14 protein-coding genes and 2 pseudogenes are annotated in these 17,236 nt (G+C 51.2%); 14 read left to right on the top strand and 2 right to left on the bottom strand.

What is annotated here, in order from left to right; genetic code table 11:
* The first annotated feature begins 82 nt into the window (after nt 1–82).
* The 14 genes and pseudogenes from KQP84_RS24250 to KQP84_RS24185 all read left to right on the top strand — a co-directional run bounded on the left by KQP84_RS24250 (nt 83) and on the right by KQP84_RS24185 (nt 14,659).
* Nucleotides 83–988, top strand: coding sequence for an ABC transporter permease (locus KQP84_RS24250; RefSeq protein WP_252515536.1), 906 nt, complete (start codon nt 83–85; stop codon nt 986–988).
* Complete coding sequence (locus KQP84_RS24245) at nt 985–1,788, top strand: ABC transporter permease (RefSeq protein WP_215848629.1); 804 nt, start codon at nt 985–987, stop codon at nt 1,786–1,788. Before KQP84_RS24250 ends, KQP84_RS24245 begins: the two co-directional genes overlap by 4 nt.
* A gap of 23 nt (nt 1,789–1,811) precedes the next feature.
* Nucleotides 1,812–2,876 (top strand): extracellular solute-binding protein, encoded by a 1,065-nt coding sequence (locus KQP84_RS24240; RefSeq protein WP_215848628.1) that lies wholly within the window; start codon nt 1,812–1,814, stop codon nt 2,874–2,876.
* 8 nt (nt 2,877–2,884) lie between these two features.
* Nucleotides 2,885–3,979 (top strand): ABC transporter ATP-binding protein, encoded by a 1,095-nt coding sequence (locus KQP84_RS24235; protein ID WP_215848627.1) that lies wholly within the window; start codon nt 2,885–2,887, stop codon nt 3,977–3,979.
* A gap of 169 nt (nt 3,980–4,148) precedes the next feature.
* Nucleotides 4,149–5,072 carry a nitrogen assimilation transcriptional regulator NAC gene (gene nac, locus KQP84_RS24230; RefSeq protein ID WP_215848626.1) on the top strand — a complete coding sequence of 308 codons (924 nt, stop codon included), beginning with the start codon at nt 4,149–4,151 and terminating at the stop codon, nt 5,070–5,072.
* Between the two features lie 339 nt (nt 5,073–5,411).
* Nucleotides 5,412–5,645, top strand: coding sequence for a biotin/lipoyl-containing protein (locus tag KQP84_RS25685; protein ID WP_370661514.1), 234 nt, complete (start codon nt 5,412–5,414; stop codon nt 5,643–5,645).
* Between the two features lie 237 nt (nt 5,646–5,882).
* The gene (locus KQP84_RS24220; protein ID WP_215848625.1) at nt 5,883–6,635 is read left to right on the top strand and encodes an SDR family oxidoreductase; all 753 of its coding nucleotides are present in this window, start codon (nt 5,883–5,885) and stop codon (nt 6,633–6,635) included.
* Between the two features lie 23 nt (nt 6,636–6,658).
* Complete coding sequence (locus KQP84_RS24215; RefSeq protein ID WP_215848624.1) at nt 6,659–7,354, top strand: amino acid ABC transporter permease; 696 nt, start codon at nt 6,659–6,661, stop codon at nt 7,352–7,354.
* Between the two features lie 5 nt (nt 7,355–7,359).
* Nucleotides 7,360–8,127 carry an amino acid ABC transporter permease gene (locus KQP84_RS24210; RefSeq protein WP_215848623.1) on the top strand — a complete coding sequence of 256 codons (768 nt, stop codon included), beginning with the start codon at nt 7,360–7,362 and terminating at the stop codon, nt 8,125–8,127.
* Nucleotides 8,124–8,861 (top strand): amino acid ABC transporter ATP-binding protein, encoded by a 738-nt coding sequence (locus tag KQP84_RS24205; protein ID WP_279234028.1) that lies wholly within the window; start codon nt 8,124–8,126, stop codon nt 8,859–8,861. Before KQP84_RS24210 ends, KQP84_RS24205 begins: the two co-directional genes overlap by 4 nt.
* A gap of 514 nt (nt 8,862–9,375) precedes the next feature.
* Nucleotides 9,376–10,397: pseudogene (locus tag KQP84_RS24200) on the top strand (LacI family DNA-binding transcriptional regulator).
* A 410-nt stretch (nt 10,398–10,807) separates the two neighbouring features.
* Nucleotides 10,808–11,536, top strand: coding sequence for a gluconate 2-dehydrogenase subunit 3 family protein (locus KQP84_RS24195; RefSeq protein WP_215848622.1), 729 nt, complete (start codon nt 10,808–10,810; stop codon nt 11,534–11,536).
* 17 nt (nt 11,537–11,553) lie between these two features.
* Nucleotides 11,554–13,322: pseudogene (locus KQP84_RS24190) on the top strand (GMC family oxidoreductase).
* Between the two features lie 2 nt (nt 13,323–13,324).
* A complete protein-coding gene (locus KQP84_RS24185) occupies nt 13,325–14,659 on the top strand; it encodes a cytochrome c (protein ID WP_215848621.1) in 1,335 nt (444 codons plus the stop codon).
* 61 nt (nt 14,660–14,720) lie between these two features.
* On the opposite strand, the gene KQP84_RS24180 is transcribed toward KQP84_RS24185, so the two are convergent.
* Nucleotides 14,721–15,866 (bottom strand): phytanoyl-CoA dioxygenase family protein, encoded by a 1,146-nt coding sequence (locus tag KQP84_RS24180; RefSeq protein ID WP_215848620.1) that lies wholly within the window; start codon nt 15,864–15,866, stop codon nt 14,721–14,723.
* A 192-nt stretch (nt 15,867–16,058) separates the two neighbouring features.
* On the bottom strand, nt 16,059–17,231 hold the full coding sequence (locus KQP84_RS24175) for a Gfo/Idh/MocA family protein (protein WP_215848619.1): 1,173 nt from the start codon (nt 17,229–17,231) through the stop codon (nt 16,059–16,061).
* Nucleotides 17,232–17,236 lie beyond the last annotated feature (5 nt).

Raw genomic sequence — 17,236 nt, 5'->3', positions numbered from 1 at the left:
CACGCAATTCTCTACCCTACATAAATCCTTATTGCCGTCTTGCCTTCACCTGACGGCCTTAGCGCCCTTGTCTGGAGGAAGTATGATGGCTGACATCTCGACGCCGTTGGTGCAGGTTAGAAAATTCCGGGTTTGGCAGTCACCCGCGTTGTTAATTATTCCGTTGCTCGCCTTTCAGTTGTTTTTCTTTTTCGCACCGGCTATCCGGTTAATGTTATTTAGCCTGATGACCCAAACGCCGGAAGGCGATATAGGTGCCCCGCTCACGTTCAGCCATTACCTGCACTTTTTTAGCGTCGCGCTGTATAGCGATGTGTTGTGGAATACTTTGCGTATCAGCGTCATTACCGCGCTGATCGCCTCAATACTGGCTTATCCGGTTGCTACCGTACTGGTGCGAGGACAAGCCTGGGTAGCACGCATCATGACGTTAGTGATCATTGCGCCGCTGGCGGTCAGCGTTGTGGTGCGCGCGTATGGCTGGCAACTGATTTTAAATAATGGCCCAACCGGTTTACTCAATTACGTGTTACTGCATTTAGGACTTATCGATCGGCCAAACGCCCTGATGTTTACCGATTGGGCGGTGATTATCGGTTCACTGCATATTTTCTTTCCGATGATGGTGCTGCCGTTGGCCTCGGCACTGGGCAAAATCGATGCCAATCTGCCCTTTGCTGCCCGCACGCTTGGCGCACCTGCCTGGCAAGTTTTCTTTCGCATTACTCTACCGCTGAGTCTGCCCGGATTGGTGGCAGGCATGACGTTGGTGTTCTCACTGGCGGCAGGTTCCTATGTCATTCCTGCACTGATTGGCGGGCCGCGCGCGCAAATGCTGGGCAACCTCGCCGAGCAGCAGATTGTCGCCGTGTATGACTGGCCGTTCGGCGCCACCATCGCCACCATTTTGGTGTTTATCGTCATCGCCGTGAACACCTTGTCGATGAAGCTATTGGGTGGGCGTCGTCTGCCGGGAGCCAATACATGATCCCTCGCCTGCAAGGATTAAGCGGTTGGCTGCTTTATGGTTTTGCTGCCGCCATGATGGTGTTCATCCTGACGCCTATCTTACTCATCATGGTTATCTCATTCTCTGATGGCTATTTTGTCAGCTTTCCGCCGACCGGTTTCACGCTCGACTGGTATAGCAAGGTTTTGGGAAATCAGGAGTTTATCGATGCGCTGTTGTTCAGCACGCTGCTCTCTTTAGGCACTACCGTGTTGTCGCTGCTGCTCGGTGTGCCTGCTGCCATCGCGCTGGTAAGAGGCAACCTGCCGTTTGCCTCGTTAGCCAAAGGGTTGCTGCTTTCGCCGCTGATCTTCCCGGTATTGATTACGGGCCTGGCGCTGCTGCAGCTCTTTACCGGTTACGGCTGGGGCAACGCCAAACTCAACCTGCTGCTGGCGCATACCGTAGTGACAACGCCCTATGTGGTACGCACCGTGATCACCAGCCTGGAATTAGTCAATCCCAGTCTTGAAGAAGCTGCCCGCATGCTCGGCGCGACGCGCTGGGCGACATTTTATCGCGTGGTGTTGCCGCAAATTGCGCCTGGCGTGGTCTCCGGCGCCATTTTTTGTTTCATGGTCTCCTTCGATAATTATCCCGTCTCGATGTGGTTGGCGGACTCCGAAAACACGCCAGTGCCGGTGGTGCTTTATCGCCAGATTGGCACGGTATTCGATCCGTCGGTGGCCACCATGTCGACGTTGATCATCCTGCTGGCCACCGTGGTGGTGGTCATGCTGGAAAAAATGGTTGGCCTGCGTCGCGCGATGGCCGCGTAACTGTTCACCTCAGAGGAATCACTATGACATCCATGAAACGCCGGACGTTTATCAAAGCCGTGGCAGGCGCAGCGCTGCTGCCTTACATCCAGGTTAAAGCCAACGCCGCCGATCGTGTGTTGCAGGTTGGCGTCTATAACTCCGCGCAGGGCGCACTGATCAAGCAAAAAGTCCTGCCTGATTTCGAAAAAGAATATCATTGCAAAGTCTTGACCACCGAGGGCGCGACGCTGGCGAACATTGCGGCTTTGCGCGCGACCAAGGCGAAGCCGGTGTTCAGCGTGATGTCGATGGATGATATCGGCATACCGCAGGCAAAAGCGGAAAACCTGATTGAGCAATTGCCCGCAGAAGGCATCCCAAATCTTAACAACGTCTTTGATCGGTACGTACTCAGCGACCGCTATGGCGTCGGCTTTTCGGTCTCAATGGCTGGTCTGTTTATTAACCCACAGATGAGCCAGCCGATTGCCAGTTACAACGATATTTTCAATTCTCACTATGCGCATCAGATGATCCTCAACACGCCAAAAAATACCCAGAGTATTTTGATGCTCATCGTGGCGGCGTCGCTGGCGACCGGCAAACCGTTTCAGGAAGCGCAATACGATATCGATAAAGCCTGGGACAAACTGGCAGAGCTGAAAAACAACGTCATGACGGTTTATGACGGCGAAGCGCAGGTCATGATGGTGGCGCAAGGGCAAGCCATGATCGGCGGCATCGAATACTCCAAAGCCATTTACCCACACACCAAAAAGGGCATTCCGCTGGATATGACCTTCCCCAAAGAGGGCGCGTTTACCGGTATCAACGGCCTTGCCTTGGTGAAAGGCGCTCCGCAGCGGGAGTTGGGCCTGGCGTGGATCAATCGTCTTTTGGAACCTTCGGTACAGAAAATGTTGGCAGAGGTGACACTCAGCGCGCCAACCGTGCGTGGCATTGAGTTTGACGAGGCGACACTGAAATATCTGGCTTATCCCGAAGCCAAAATGCAGCAGCTCAACCTGTTTACGCCTGACTGGACCTCTCTCATCCCGCGCCGCGCCGAGCTGCTTGAGCGTTACAATCAGACCTTTAATGCGTGAGGATGACAATGCAACGATCTTTTGACGTTCAACTCGACAATCTCAGTAAGTATTACGGCAAAAGCATGGCGGTTGAGAACGTCTCATTGACGGTCAATGCTGGTGAAATTCTTGCCCTGCTGGGACCCAGCGGCTGCGGTAAAACCACCTGTTTACGCATGGTGGCGGGATTAGTTACACCGACCTCCGGCGACATTCTGGTCGGGGGTCGGTCGATTCTGGACACCGCCGTCCATCGCCGTAATATCGGCCTGCTGTTTCAAAACTATGCCTTGTTTCCCCACATGACTGTGGCGGAAAACGTCGCATTTGGATTGAAAATGCGTGGCATGTCGCGCAGTGATTATGACGATCGGGTAAGGAAAGCGTTGGATATGGTCCAGCTCACCTCTTTTTGCGATCGTTTCCCGGCGCAGCTTTCAGGCGGTCAACAACAGCGTGTTTCACTGGCGCGAGCACTGGTGATTGAACCCGATATGCTGCTGCTCGACGAACCTTTGGGCGCACTGGACAAGAGTTTGCGTGAAAGCATGCAACTGGAGATCCGCCAACTGCAACAGCGTCTCGGGCTTACCACAATCATGGTAACGCACGATCAGGATGAAGCCTTGACCATGGCCGATCAGATCGCCGTGATGCAGGGTGGCCGACTCGAGCAGCTGGCCTCGGCGACCGAAATTTATCAAAAACCGGCCACCGCTTTTGTCGCGGGTTTTATCGGTGCTTCGAATTTCCTCTCTGCCCGCCTGGTGCGCCGTGACGCTGAAGGTAGCGAGCTACAAACAGCTGATGGCCTGAAACTTTCCGTAGCAGGCGCACCCGCTGCCGACAGCGCGTTGACGGTCACTATTCGTCCAGAAGCGATTCGCCTACAACCGCTGACACCGCAGACCGCCCGCACTTCCCATAACGGCGTAATAGCTGAAGTGGCGCAGGTGATTTATCGCGGTTTCATGTTGCATTACGATCTGCGATTACCCAGCGGAGAAAAACTTATCGTCTGGAAGCAGACACAAGGCGAACCGGGCAATTCCGCATTTGCTCCTGGCGAACAGGTTTATGCGCATTGGTCACGAGAAAGTAATCATGTCATCAGTGGCTGAGACAGGGGTTTTGCACTTAAAGAGTGCATGCCGCCGCTGTGGTCAAAACGGGCCGCTGCGTTAAGCACGTGATGCTACTGATGCTTATGGATAAATAAGCACTCATTTGCACACGTTGGCACTGATCTTGCGTGTATCAAGCTACACGTTATGAAATGAGTATGTGCTTATGAATCTTCGCCGCTTGAAATACTTCATTAAAATTGTGGATGTCGGCAGCCTGACGCAAGCTGCTGACATTCTGCATATCGCGCAACCCGCTTTAAGTCAGCAGTTGGCGACACTGGAAGGCGAGGTCAATCAACAACTGCTGATTCGCACCAAACGTGGTGTGACGCCTACCGAAGCCGGTAAGATTCTGTATGCCCATGCGCAGGCGATATTGCGCCAATGCGATCAGGCGCAGAGCGCTATCGACGGCGCGGGCCTGGAACTATCCGGGCATGTTTCCGTTGGTCTCGCGCCGGGAACGGCGGCACAACAACTGGCGCTGCCCTTGATGGCCGAAGTGAACCGTCAGCATCCCGGCATCGTGCTCTATTTCAATGAGAACTTCGGCACTACGCTGAGCGAACTGATTATGAATGGACGCATGGACATGGCAGTGATTTATGACAACCGCAATATTCATGGCCTGCGTTTTATTCCCTTAATGAAAGAGGATTTGTACTTTGTTTGTCCTAACAGCATGGGCAAGCCGGTAAAGGAAATGACGCTGGCTGATGCAGCGCGTGATGATCTGTTCCTACCGCGCATCTATAACATTATGCGTAAAGTGGTGGACGATGCCTTTATTCAGCAAGGCCTGAGCTACCGCGTTAAATGCGAGATAGAGTCGCAAACCACGCTCAATGCCGCGCTTGCAGCGGGTATGGGTTGTACCATCATGCCTGAATCCGCGGCACGCGGTATGGTGAAAGCCGCTGACGCCTGGATGGCAAAAATTATCGAGCCCGATGTTCAGACCTCGCTCTCCTTCTGCATGTCCGATCACCTGCCGCTCTCGCAACCTGCCGAAGCGGTGAAAACCATTCTGCTGTCACTGATGGCGCGACGCACCACCGACAACCGACCCTTGACGCTGGTGGGATAATAAGACGCGCTTATTGCCGCAAAGCGAAACCCTCTTACTCGCGGTGATGGACATCGCGCTAGAGTGGCAATATTGCGCTTCCCGGCGCGTGCTGCCGGTGAGGCGCTGTATCACTAAAATCGCCTGCGATGGAATGGATATGGAAAAGAACCTACTTGCCCTCAAAGAATTACGCCAGATTGCGCAGAAAATGCGCGCCTCTGGTTTGCGTCTGATTGAACTGAACGGCAAAGCATGGTCCGTACGACTTAAATTCGACGAAACCTGCGCTCAATTACCCCTACGCCCCAGCCTGTTTTGTCTGCAACAGATGTTGCACCAACCCGTGTCTGCGCTCCGATGCCGGGAAAAATTATCTTGCAGCATCCGCTTCAGAATGTGGCCTATGCCCAACCGGGACAAACGGTGAAGCAGGATGAAGTATTGGCGCTGCTGAGTGTTGGTGGCTTCTACTTACCGCTGCGCAGCCCGATCAACGGAACGGTGCTGGCCGTCTCCGTAGATCAGGAACAAGCAGTGGAATATGGCTGCGAGATAGTCAGCCTGAGCGCGTCAGCCGGGGTTTTTGCATGATGCCCTCAAAATAAGTCAACGGGCAGAAAGACGGCAAGTGCGTTCTCTCCAGGAGATTACATAAACAGTGACTGGGATGGGCGAACGCAGCAACGTGAAGTATGGCGGGTCTATAAGAGAGCCTTATTGCCTCACACCTTTAATGTCTTATACCCGCTGCGCATAACTGAATAGAGTCAGAAAACACCACAAAAACGGCAGCGCGATAAGCCACGCTGCCTTAACAGGAGAGGCACAATGCCATTTTCAGATTATAAAGTTGCGCTGGTGACTGGCGCATCCGCCGGTATGGGCGAAGCCATCGTTGAGCGTCTGTGTCAGGAAGGCATTACCGTTCATGCCGTGGCGCGTCGTAAAGAGCAACTGGCCGCGCTGGCCGATCGCACCGGCTGCATTCCTCATGCAGTTGACGTTAGCAATTTGGCAGCCCTGACTGAACTGTGCCGTGACTTGCAGGTTGATATTCTGGTGAACAACGCAGGCGTCTCTCATCCAGGATCGATTCTGGAAGCGGATGAAAACGTGATTAATACCCAAATCGACGTCAACTTGCGTGCCGTGCTGCATCTTTGCAGCCTGTTAGTGCCTGGTATGATGAAGCGTGACCGCGGGCATGTCATCAACATCACCTCCATCGCTGCTATTTATAACTTCAACGGTAATTCGGTCTATCACGCCACCAAAGCGGGCGTACATGCATTGTCTCGCCAGTTGCGCGTTGACTGCTATGGCAAACGCGTTCGCGTAACAGAAATTTGTCCAGGTCGCGTCGCCACCGATATTTTTGGCAACGTTTCTGGTGATCATGAAGAAGCACATCGTCGCTTTATTGAAGGGTTTGAACTGCCGCAAGCTAAAGACATCGCCGATTGCGTGGCGTTTGCCCTGTCAGCACCGGTGGCGGTCAATATCGGCAACATTGAAATTACGCCAACACTTCAGGTGCCGGGTGGACTCTCAACCATGCGCCCAGGTGATGCAGTCGCCTGATTGACTGACTAAGAGGAACAACCATGGCACTCGATTTCTCCGCCGTAATGACGGGCCAATTTGGCCAGATGATCGTAAAGGGTGCGGTAGTCACTCTGGAGCTGGCGTTGGGTGCCTGGCTGCTAGCCATGTTCGTTGCGCTGATTCTGGTTGCGGTGCGCCTGTCGCCAAGCCGGTTAGCACAATGGGTAGTCGCTGCCTATGTTTCGTATCACCGTAACGTGCCCACGCTCATTCAATTAATGATGTGGTATTTCGCTATTCCTACTCTGCTGCCGGAATCGGTGCAGATGTGGATCAACGACTTCAACGCTGAGTTTCTCTTTTCACTGTTTGCGCTGGGACTGTGTCAGGCGGCCTATTTCTCTGAGGATATCCGCAGCGGTTTGCGGGCCATTCCAGACGGTCAAAACGAGGCCGCTCGCGCACTGGGAATGGGTTACGTCCGCGCCCTGCGTTCGGTGATCCTGCCACAAGGCATCCGAAATGCGTTACCCGCCATCATTAACCACACCGTATTGCTGTTTAAAAATACCAGTCTGGCGATGGTGATTGGCGTGGCAGAGCTGACCTACGCGACAAAAGATATCGAAAATCAGACCTTCCGTACCTTTGAAGCTTATCTGGTCGCCACGGTAGGTTATCTGGCCTTCTCACTGATGTTGATGGGCGCAGGTGCGCTTCTGGCGCGTCGCTTCCAGCGTGTGTATGCGAGGTAATCACGATGTTTGACGTTTTCACTATCCTGCACGACAACGGCATGCTGTTACTGATGGGACAGTATCCTAACGGCCCGCTAGGCGGCGTACTCTGTACTTTGCTGATCTCCTTGCTAGCGGTGTTATTTGCCTTTCCGGTCGGTGTCCTTCTCGGCTTAGCCCGGCTTTCGCCGTGGCGCTGGCTGCGTTGGCCCGCTGCCTGTTGGGTTTACCTGCTGCGCGGTATCCCGCTGATGATGGTGGTTTTCTGGACCTATTTTTGCGTTCCTTTATTGATTGGTCACAACATCAGTGGTTTCACCACCATGCTTTGCACGCTGGTTATTTATGAGAGTGCCTATATTGCTGAAATCGTCCGCGGCGGTATTCAGGCCCTGCCACAAGGGCAGTATGAAGCCTCTCGTGCGTTGGGGATGGGCCACATCAAAGCTTTGCGAATGGTGATCCTGCCTCAGGCCTTATTCAACACGCTGCCAAGCCTGGTAAGCCAACTGGTTTCAGTCATCAAAGACAGTACCTTGGGTTATGTCATCAATGTTCCTGAGCTGACGTATGCCGCTAATCAGGTGAGTAATCAGTTGCTGACCAAGCCTTTTCAAGTCTTCGCTATTGTGGCGGTGAGTTATTACATCATCTGCTTCAGTCTGACCTGGCTGGCAAACCGGCTGGAAGCGCACATTGCCGATAAACGCCGTAACGAACGCTCGGAACGTGGCGACCTCGCTGCACCGAGGGTTCTCACTCATCCTCATCTCAATAAGGAGCTGTCATGAGACCCATGATTATGTTCAACCAAGTGAACAAGTGGTACGGCGAATACCAGGCGTTAACCAACCTCAGCGCGGAAATTAAAACTGGTGAAGTGGTTGTGGTATGCGGCCCATCAGGTTCGGGTAAATCAACCCTGATTCGCACCGTGAACCGCCTGGAACCGATAGAGCAAGGTGAAATACTGTTTGATGGAACGGATATTCACGGCACCAGCACGCGGTTGAATCAGTTACGTACGCGTATCGGTTTTGTCTTCCAAAACTTCAACCTGTTCCCTCACGTTTCCGTTATAGAAAACATCATGATGTCGCCGATGAAAGTGTTAGGCGTTAAGCGTTCTGAAGCTAAAGAGCATGCGGGAGAATTGCTGGAGCGCGTGGGACTTTCCCATAAAGCTAACGCCTACCCCGCGCAGCTTTCTGGTGGTCAGCAGCAGCGCGTGGCGATTGCGCGCGCATTAGCCATGAAGCCGCCGGTCATGCTGTTTGATGAACCCACCTCTGCGCTCGATCCCGAAATGGTCGGCGAAGTGCTCAATGTTATGCGCGGTCTGGCGCAGGAAGGCATGACCATGATGTGCGTCACGCATGAGATGAATTTTGCTCGCGACGTGGCGGATACCATTTGGTTTATGGATCAGGGGCAAATTCTTGAAAAAGCCACACCAAAAAATTTCTTCACTGCTCCACAACATCCCCGCGCGAAAATGTTTTTAAGCGATTTGTTAGCGCATTAAGGGATAAATCCTTGTCTGTCATGATGTGCAGTTTTGATATTCAGAACTGCACATCAATAAAAAAGGTATTTTTGCCTCCCGTCATACATTTCGTCTTTCTTTCTACATTCCTCCCGGTAGCAAATAATACCAATGAAGAATAGTTCCCGTTGTTTATTAAAAGGGTGAGTACAAAACACGCTTTTATGATGTATAAATAAGCCACTCAAACGCTTATTTATTATTCGCTTCGCCATATTTCGTAACAAACTGACCTATCTTTTTACCTGTTAAACTTATTACAGCCTTCTCTGAAGCTTATGCTGCACTTTTTCTGCACCTAGGTGCAGAAAGTATTTGCATACGCCTGCTCGAGTTAACATAATCTCAACACGTTCTTAATGGTTGTCGAAAAGTCCATACGAATACATAACGTCAGTCACGTTGTGAGCAGGATGCGCTACAGAAAGTTTCTTTTCGTTTTCGTTTGACGTTCAATGTCGGTAACGGATGCAAACATGACTCAAGCGAATCTATGACAAAAGAAACCAAAACGCCGAAAAAAACGAAAGCCAATGCTAGCGCAGTGGCAAAACTCGCAGGTGTATCAAAATGGACAGTATCGAGAGCATTTACACCCGGTACCTACGTTGCGCCGGAGACCAAAGAGAAAGTGATGAAAATTGCGGCTGAGTTAGGATATCGCCCTAATTTACTGGCGCGCAGCTTGACCAAAAAAATACGCATATCATTGGTATTGCTATAGATGAGTTGAAAAACCCTCATTCAATGCAGGTGCTAAATGCGGCAACCAAGGCGCTACAGGCAAAAGGTTATCTTGCGCTAGTGCTGAATATTACTGCCGGTGAAAATTATCAATCGGTGATACAAATGGCCGATCAGCTACAGGTTGATGGCATTCTGTTTGTTGCAAACGATCTGAGTAATGAGCTTCTCGATATCGCTCAAAGCCTTCACTCTGTTCCGTTGGTGCAGATATGCCGTAACAGTGAAGATCACCGCAAAATTGAAGTCGTCAATGTTGATGGTTATCAGGCGGGTCGTGAAATAGCCGCATTGCTGCTTGCTCAAGACTATACGCGGTTTGGCTATATGAAAGGGCCTGACACTGAATCCAGTCATCTGCTTCGTATGGATGGCTATCAAACAGAACTTGAAGCACATAACTGTAAAGTCGATGTTTTGCTCATTGCTGGCGGGTATGAGCGTAAGCTCGGTTATCAAATGATGGTGGATTATTTAAACAGCACACCCGTTGATAAGCGTGTTGATGCCCTGTTCTGTGAAAACGACATTTTAGCTATTGGCGCATTGGAAGCGCTTTATGAAACTGGCGATTTCCATAGTATCGCTATTGTCGGTTTTGATGGTATTGAAGAAGCCGATTCACCTGTCTGGGCGTTAACGACTTATCACCAAAACGCAGAAACGCTGATTATGGAAGCGATCAATCGACTGACTGAAAATAAGTCTTCACCCGCGAGTGAATGGCAAAGAGGAGAACTCATTATCCGGCGTTCTCATCTTAAGCAATAAAAGAGCAAGCCAGCTTGCAGTAGCCTCTAACGCTACTCGCAAGCTGTGTTTACAAAGCAACCCATTACGCACAAATAGGTTTGACTATTATTACGTAATGATCTCAGACCTAAATTAAAAAACAAAGAATCCGTATTTAAACATTACTTTTCATTTTTAACATTTAACACACCAGAGGTATCACCATGCTCAATATCATCGCATTAACCTAAGCCCTTTTTAAAATAATAGACGAAAGCGTTTAAATAACTTTTGGTCCCCAAAAGCGCTCGCTGACGTCTCAAATAAATGATGACGCGCCTGATTACCGTGTTTTTAACAGGGTTGGTTTTCTATTGCCAATCTTCAGGGAAGTTCACTTATTCATTGGGTGAATATAAGTCGTGCTGGCAAGCATTAAGGAAATGGATATGAATCGTAGAGAAGCACTCTTTTCACTCAGTTCACTTGTGGCGACGGTAACGTTAGCGCCAAAGCTGAGTGCCAAAGAACTGCATAACGTTCCGCTTGAAACTCAATTAACTTCAGATGCTGTACCGTTACCGGCAATGACGGGCGGCTATCGGGTTCTGACCAATGAAACAGACAGAAAAAACCTGACGGCCATTTTTGATCGTCTTATTCCTGCTGACGATCATGGCCCTTCGGCCTGTGAAGAAGGGGCCATCGAGTTTATAGACGATCAGCTGGCTGGCGATTACGGTTCCGGCGCGGCGCTGTATCTGCAAGGGCCTTTGCGCCCGGAAAACGAAGAAAAATTAATGGGTTCGCCACAGTTTTTGTCAACGCCGAGAGAGCGTTATTTGACAGGTCTGCAAGCGTTGGAAGCCTGGTCTCAGGTCAATCATCACGCTTCATTTCATACCCTCAATGCAGAACAAATCGATACCTTTCTCACCATGATGGAAGCAGGGAAAATTTATCTTGGCAAGGAGGTGAACAGCCAGGCGTTCTTTGAATTAATGCTGCAAAACGTACGTGAGAGTTATTTAGCTGACCCGCTTTACGGTGGCAACAAAACCATGGCTGGCTGGAAGATGATTGGCTTCCCCGGTGCACGTTACGACTACCGCCAATATGTTGACCGTCGCGGCGAAAATTTGAAGTTAATTCCTGTAAGCCTTATTCCAAAAGATTGATTGTCGGAGCAGAGTAAATGTCACAAATAAGAAATAAAGCCGACGTCGTGATTGTCGGATTAGGCTGGGCGGGTTCCGTCATGGCAGAAGAGTTAACGCGTGCCGGACTGAACGTCGTCGCGATTGAGCGCGGTGCCTGGCGTGATACGTCAACCGATTTCCCGGTTGCCGTGGATCCTGATGAACTTCGCTGGCATACACGCCGTCAGTTGTTACAGCCGATGAGCGTTGAAACTACCACTTTTCGTAACCATAGCCGGCAGGATGCCGCTCCCGTTCGTGACTGGTCAGCCTATCAGTTTGGCTGGAACGTCGGCGGTGCAGGTACACACTGGGCCGGAATGTCATGGCGCTTTACGCCTTGGGATTTTGAAGTTGCGACGCAGACCCGCGAACGCTATGGCGCCCGCAAAATGAAGGACTTGCAGCTGCAAGACTGGGGTGTGACATATGCTGAAATGGAACCTTATTACGATCGCTTTGAGCGCATTGCTGGCACTTCCGGCATTGCAGGTAATCTAAATGGTCAGCCGCAGCCAAATGGCAATATCTTTGAGGGATCACGCAGCCGCGACTATCCAACGCCCCCCTCAAAGATACGCACTGGTTGAGAAAGTACCGCACCACCACAGCAGGTATGGGCTATCACCCTTTCACCATTCCGGCTGGCAACCTGTCCCAATCCTATGTTAATCCACTGGGTGTCACCATGGGCCCCTGCACGTACTGCGGTTTTTGTGATTTCCACGGTTGTGGCAACTTCAGTAAATCTTCTCCTCAAGCCTGTATTCTTCCGGTATTAATGCGTCGTCCAAACTTTAGCGTGTTGACTGAAACCGAAGTGTTGCAGGTCATCAAACATGAGGATGGAAAAACAGCCAAAGGCGTTCGCTTCATCACCAAAGAGGGTGTTGAAGGTTTTCAGCCTGCCGATGTGGTCTGTATCACTGCCTACCAAATGGACAATGTGCGCATGTTGCTGCTGTCGCAAATTGGTGAGCCGTATAGCCCAGAAACCGGTCGCGGTACGATCGGACGCAACTACAACTATCAAAGCTGTTCCTCAGTCACCGGTTTCTTTGATGGTGAGTTTATGAATCCCTTTATCGGGGGTGGTGCGTTAGCGGTACAAATCGATGACTTCAATGGCGACAATTTTGATCACAGTCACCTCGATTTCATCGGTGGTGCCGGGATCATGGCCTATAACACTGATGGCCGCCCTATCCAGCATATGAACAGTCTGCGTGAAGGAACAAAACGCTGGGGAAGTGAGTGGAAAGCAGGCTATGCACGTGACTATCAGACCGCTGCCACCGTGTTTTGTCAGGGCACATCAATGCCGGTGCGCGGCGCTTACCTCGATCTCGATCCTGTCTATAAAGACCGTCATGGTCGACCGCTGCTGCGCGTGACCTTCGACTGGAACAGTAACGATATCAAAATGGTGAACTACGTTACCGAAAAAGCCAAAAGCATCATGAAGGAAGCGGGCCCCACCACCACCATCTTTGAACGCCAGACAGACAGCAGCTGGAATCCCTACTTACAAGAGAGTTCACACACCATTGGCGGCGCGGTAATGGGCGCAGATCCCCATACCTCAGCAGTAAATACTTACTTGCAAAGCTGGGATGTCCATAACGTGTTTGTCGTTGGTGCATCAGCTTTTCCTAATAACGGCGGCTATAACCCGACCATTACCGTGGGCGCGCTGGCTGTTCGTGCTGCTCAGGCCATCCATCAGATGTACATCAAAAATCCTGCTCCCTTGGTGAAAGCATAATCATGAGTACAAAAAAGAAAATAGGATACAGTCTGGCGGCGCTGGCCGTTCTGGCGGGGATCGGGGTGTTCGGCAAATTATGGCTGGTGATGGACAGCTCACGCTCTGATGTTGCTGATAATAAAACCGTGTTGGCTGACTATCGCAGTTCAGATGCAGAGGCCATTAAGCGCGGCGAATACGTCATGCGTCTTAGCGATTGCGCAGCCTGTCATGAGCAAAGTTTTGCGGGCGGATACAAAATTAATACGCCGTTCGGGGAGCTTAAAACCTCGAATATCACGCCAGACCGCGAGACCGGTATCGGCAACATGACCGAGCGCGACTTTTTCAATGCTGTACGTCTCGGCCGTGGCGATAAGGGTTTCCTCTATCCTGCCATGCCCTATACCGCATACGCCAAATTAAACGATCAGGACATGCATGATCTCTGGGCCTATGTCTCAACACTCAAACCGGTAAACCATAAGATTGATGAAAATGGTGGGATGAATTTCCCGTACAACATTCGTCTGGCGATGGCGGGCTGGAACCTGCTGTTTTTTGATAACAGCGGTTTCAAGCCTGAAAGCCTTAAAACAGCGTCAAGCAGCGATCAATTGGACCTGATTAATCGTGGAAAATATTTAGTTGATGGGCCAGCGCACTGTAGCGTTTGTCACACGGCGCGCAATGCGCTGGGCGGGGAAATCAGCAGTAAATATTTACAAGGTGGGGCGCTCGGAGATTGGTACGCACCCGACATTACCCCTAATGCACATAGCGGTATCGGTAGCTGGAGCAATAAAGAGATCGCTGAATACCTGAAGACGGGATCAGATGGCAAGAGCGTCGCAGCCGGGCCAATGGCCGAAGCGGTTGAACACTCCATGCAATATTTCCGCGACAGCGATTTACAGGCCGTCACCGCTTATCTCAGAAGCCTTCCTGCATCCGACACGCCAGCCCCGAAGGCTTTTGTGATGGATGAAACACGTAAGAAGAACGCAGAGCTGAGCTTTGAAGTGAACTGTACCGCTTGCCATGGTGTGCAGGGCGAAGGGATCAGCGGCATGGTACCGGCGTTTGCGGGTAATAGATCAATGCTCAATAATCCGACTAACATGATAAATTCCCTGTTAAACGGTGCACGAGCTGCCAACACCGCAGACCGACCTACCGCAGCCGGAATGCCCTCTTTCGACTGGAAGATGAATGATCAACAGATGGCCGACATTCTCACCTATGTTCGTACGTCATGGGGTAATCAGGGAACGGAAGTGACGGCAGCAGACGTGGCGGCAATGCGTAAACAAACGGCGGCAAAAGAGAAACTCACGGTACCAACGTTAAAATAAGTGGCGCAGCCAGCCGCAATCTCGCTTGCGGCTGGTTTGTTTTGCAGGTGCCGGGTGTGCGTTACGCCTTTCGTCTGGCGGTGTGCTGGTCTAATTCGCGGTTAAATTGCTCCGCGCTCAGGTTATCCTGCAGCGCTTGCAGCAAGAGCTGCTGTTGCGTTTTTGGCACCAATCCACCTACCGGCGGATCGGTATCCAGATTAGTTGGGAAAGAATAGCCGCGCGCCGCAACGGCAATCACGGCATTGCGCGTTTCTTCCGAAAGCGTGCTGCCTTTGAGTGAGGGATAAATCACTTTAAGGATCTGCTCATGATTGACTTCCTCCATGGGAACGCCAAACGCCGATGAGATTTGCAGCAAGTTCGCCGTTCGTACGACATCGTGCGTCGAATTATTGCCTGCGGCATGGAACAGCGCCGGGTTAAAGAATAATCCATCCCCTTTGCGCAGCGGCAGCTGGACATAATTTTCATTAAAGAAATCGACAAACTCTGGGCGACGGTAAGCGATATAGCCCAGTTCATACTGATGCGACCACGGCAATAATCGCGTTGGGCCTGATTCGAGTGGCATGTCCGTATGGGCGACGGCGCCCTGCAGCGTCAAATATTGCGAAAGAATTTGCGCGGGAACAGGAAATTCAGCGGCAAAGGCGCTTTGTTGAAAACCCAAATGATAATCACGGTGCGCCTGTTGCGCTTCGCCACCAGGACGAACCTGATTAACCTGCGAAGTCATGCGCCAGGCTGGCCCTAACCACGCCTGGCAGATCAAACCCAGCGTGGTATTGGCATAGTAATTCGTGAACACGTGTGGATTAGCTTCAGCCAGTTTTTGCAGAGCATTCCAGATGCGACCATTGTTGCCAGCTTTTGAAAAGTGGTCAGCCTGTACCTTGGACTTAGCTTCCTCGTGCATAATCTCTTCAAAAACCTGAGAGGCGCTGTCAATGATTTCAGTATCGCTATAAAGCCCCCGCACCACAAAAACGCCAGGCCCATAGGAAAGCGCCTTGTGTAACTCACTCAGCACCCGCTTTTTGTCTGTTGCTGCAATCTCGTCAAGCACATGCCGATCGTAAATCAATACATCAGAGGTGACTTCGCTGGCCAGCGGATAGTCGGCGCGGTCGACATGTTGGGCACAAAAAGAACTGAAATCTTCAACTGAAACCTGATCTTCATTTACGAAATATTGAGATGTCATAGCAACCTCATTTTTGACTGTTGTAGGGTACGTTTTCTGCCTCATGCCATTCTAAAGCAGAAGAATTCCTTTCCAGGTTAGCAGTTACATTGCGTTAACAGAACCTCAAAAAAACCTCACAAAACCCTCATGTGATCGCTGCCCTGCTTCATGTCAAAACGGATCGCCACGCAAATGTGCTCTCTTGTGGTGCTACACGTATTTAGGTTTCATCCAGACCGAACCCTGTTCATGGCTGTCCACAACGGCATCGACGAAAGCCACGCCTTTTAATCCATCATAAATTTGCGGTATTACGTGGGTATTCTCTGTGAGATTGCGCTTTTCATCGCGCAGCCGAAGAATTGTCGCGAAGCCTTGGTAGAGATTTGAAAAGGCCTCAATGTAGCCTTCGGGATGACCGGGCGGCGTACGAGTGCGTGCTTTCGTCAAGTCGTGGAGCGTATCCCGGCCACGTTTGATAACCTGGCTATCGCCCTCCAGCGAGGTATAAAGCAACTCGTTAGGCTGCTCCTGAAACCACATCAAACTGCCTGTTTCACCAAAAACGCGCAAGCGTAAAGCGTTAGAGCAGCCGATAGCGACTTGTGATGACCAAAGCATGCCCCTTGCGCCGCCTTCATAACGGATCAGGACGTGTGCGTTATCATCCAATGCCCGGCCTTCAACGAAGGTAGCGAGATCGGCCAGTACGCTTTCGGCCTGCAGGCCAGTGACATAGCTGGCCAAGTGATAAGCATGCGTGCCAATGTCTCCGATTGAACCGCCCCGCCCATTCTTCTTAGGGTCAACACGCCATGCCGCTTGTTGATTGTTTTTAAGCTCAATGCCTGTCGCCATCCATTCCAATGGATATTCAACCTGTACCGTGCGGACTTTGCCAATCAGTCCTGCTTCGATTTTGATCCGGGCTTCCATCACCATGGGATAACCGGAATATGTATACGTTACCCCTAAAAATCTTCCGGTACGCTGCACGACTTCAGCCAGAGCCTCTGCATCATCAAGCGTGGTGGTCAGCGGTTTTTCACAGATCACATCAATGCCAGCGTCAAGACAGGCGCGGGCGATAGGATAGTGGGTAAAATTAGGCGTGCAGATGGCGATGATGTCCACGCCATCTTCGCGCGTGCTTTCAGCGGCAATCATCGTCTGATAATCCTTATAAGAGCGCTCTGCTGCGACAAAATTCTGTGCAGCAAAAGCATGCCCACGCCCAGGATCCACATCAAATGCGCCAGCCACTAATTCATATTGATTATCCATTCGGGCAGCGAATCGATGAATACCGCCGATATAAGCGCCTTCACCGCCGCCCACCATGCCGAGCCGGATGCGGCGACCTTTCAATGGCTGTTTATTCATGACAC

The sequence above is a fragment of the Candidatus Pantoea bituminis genome (genome assembly GCF_018842675.1).
Classification (GTDB): Bacteria; Pseudomonadota; Gammaproteobacteria; order Enterobacterales; family Enterobacteriaceae; genus Pantoea; species Pantoea phytostimulans.
This window is presented reverse-complemented; position numbering and strand designations above follow the sequence as displayed.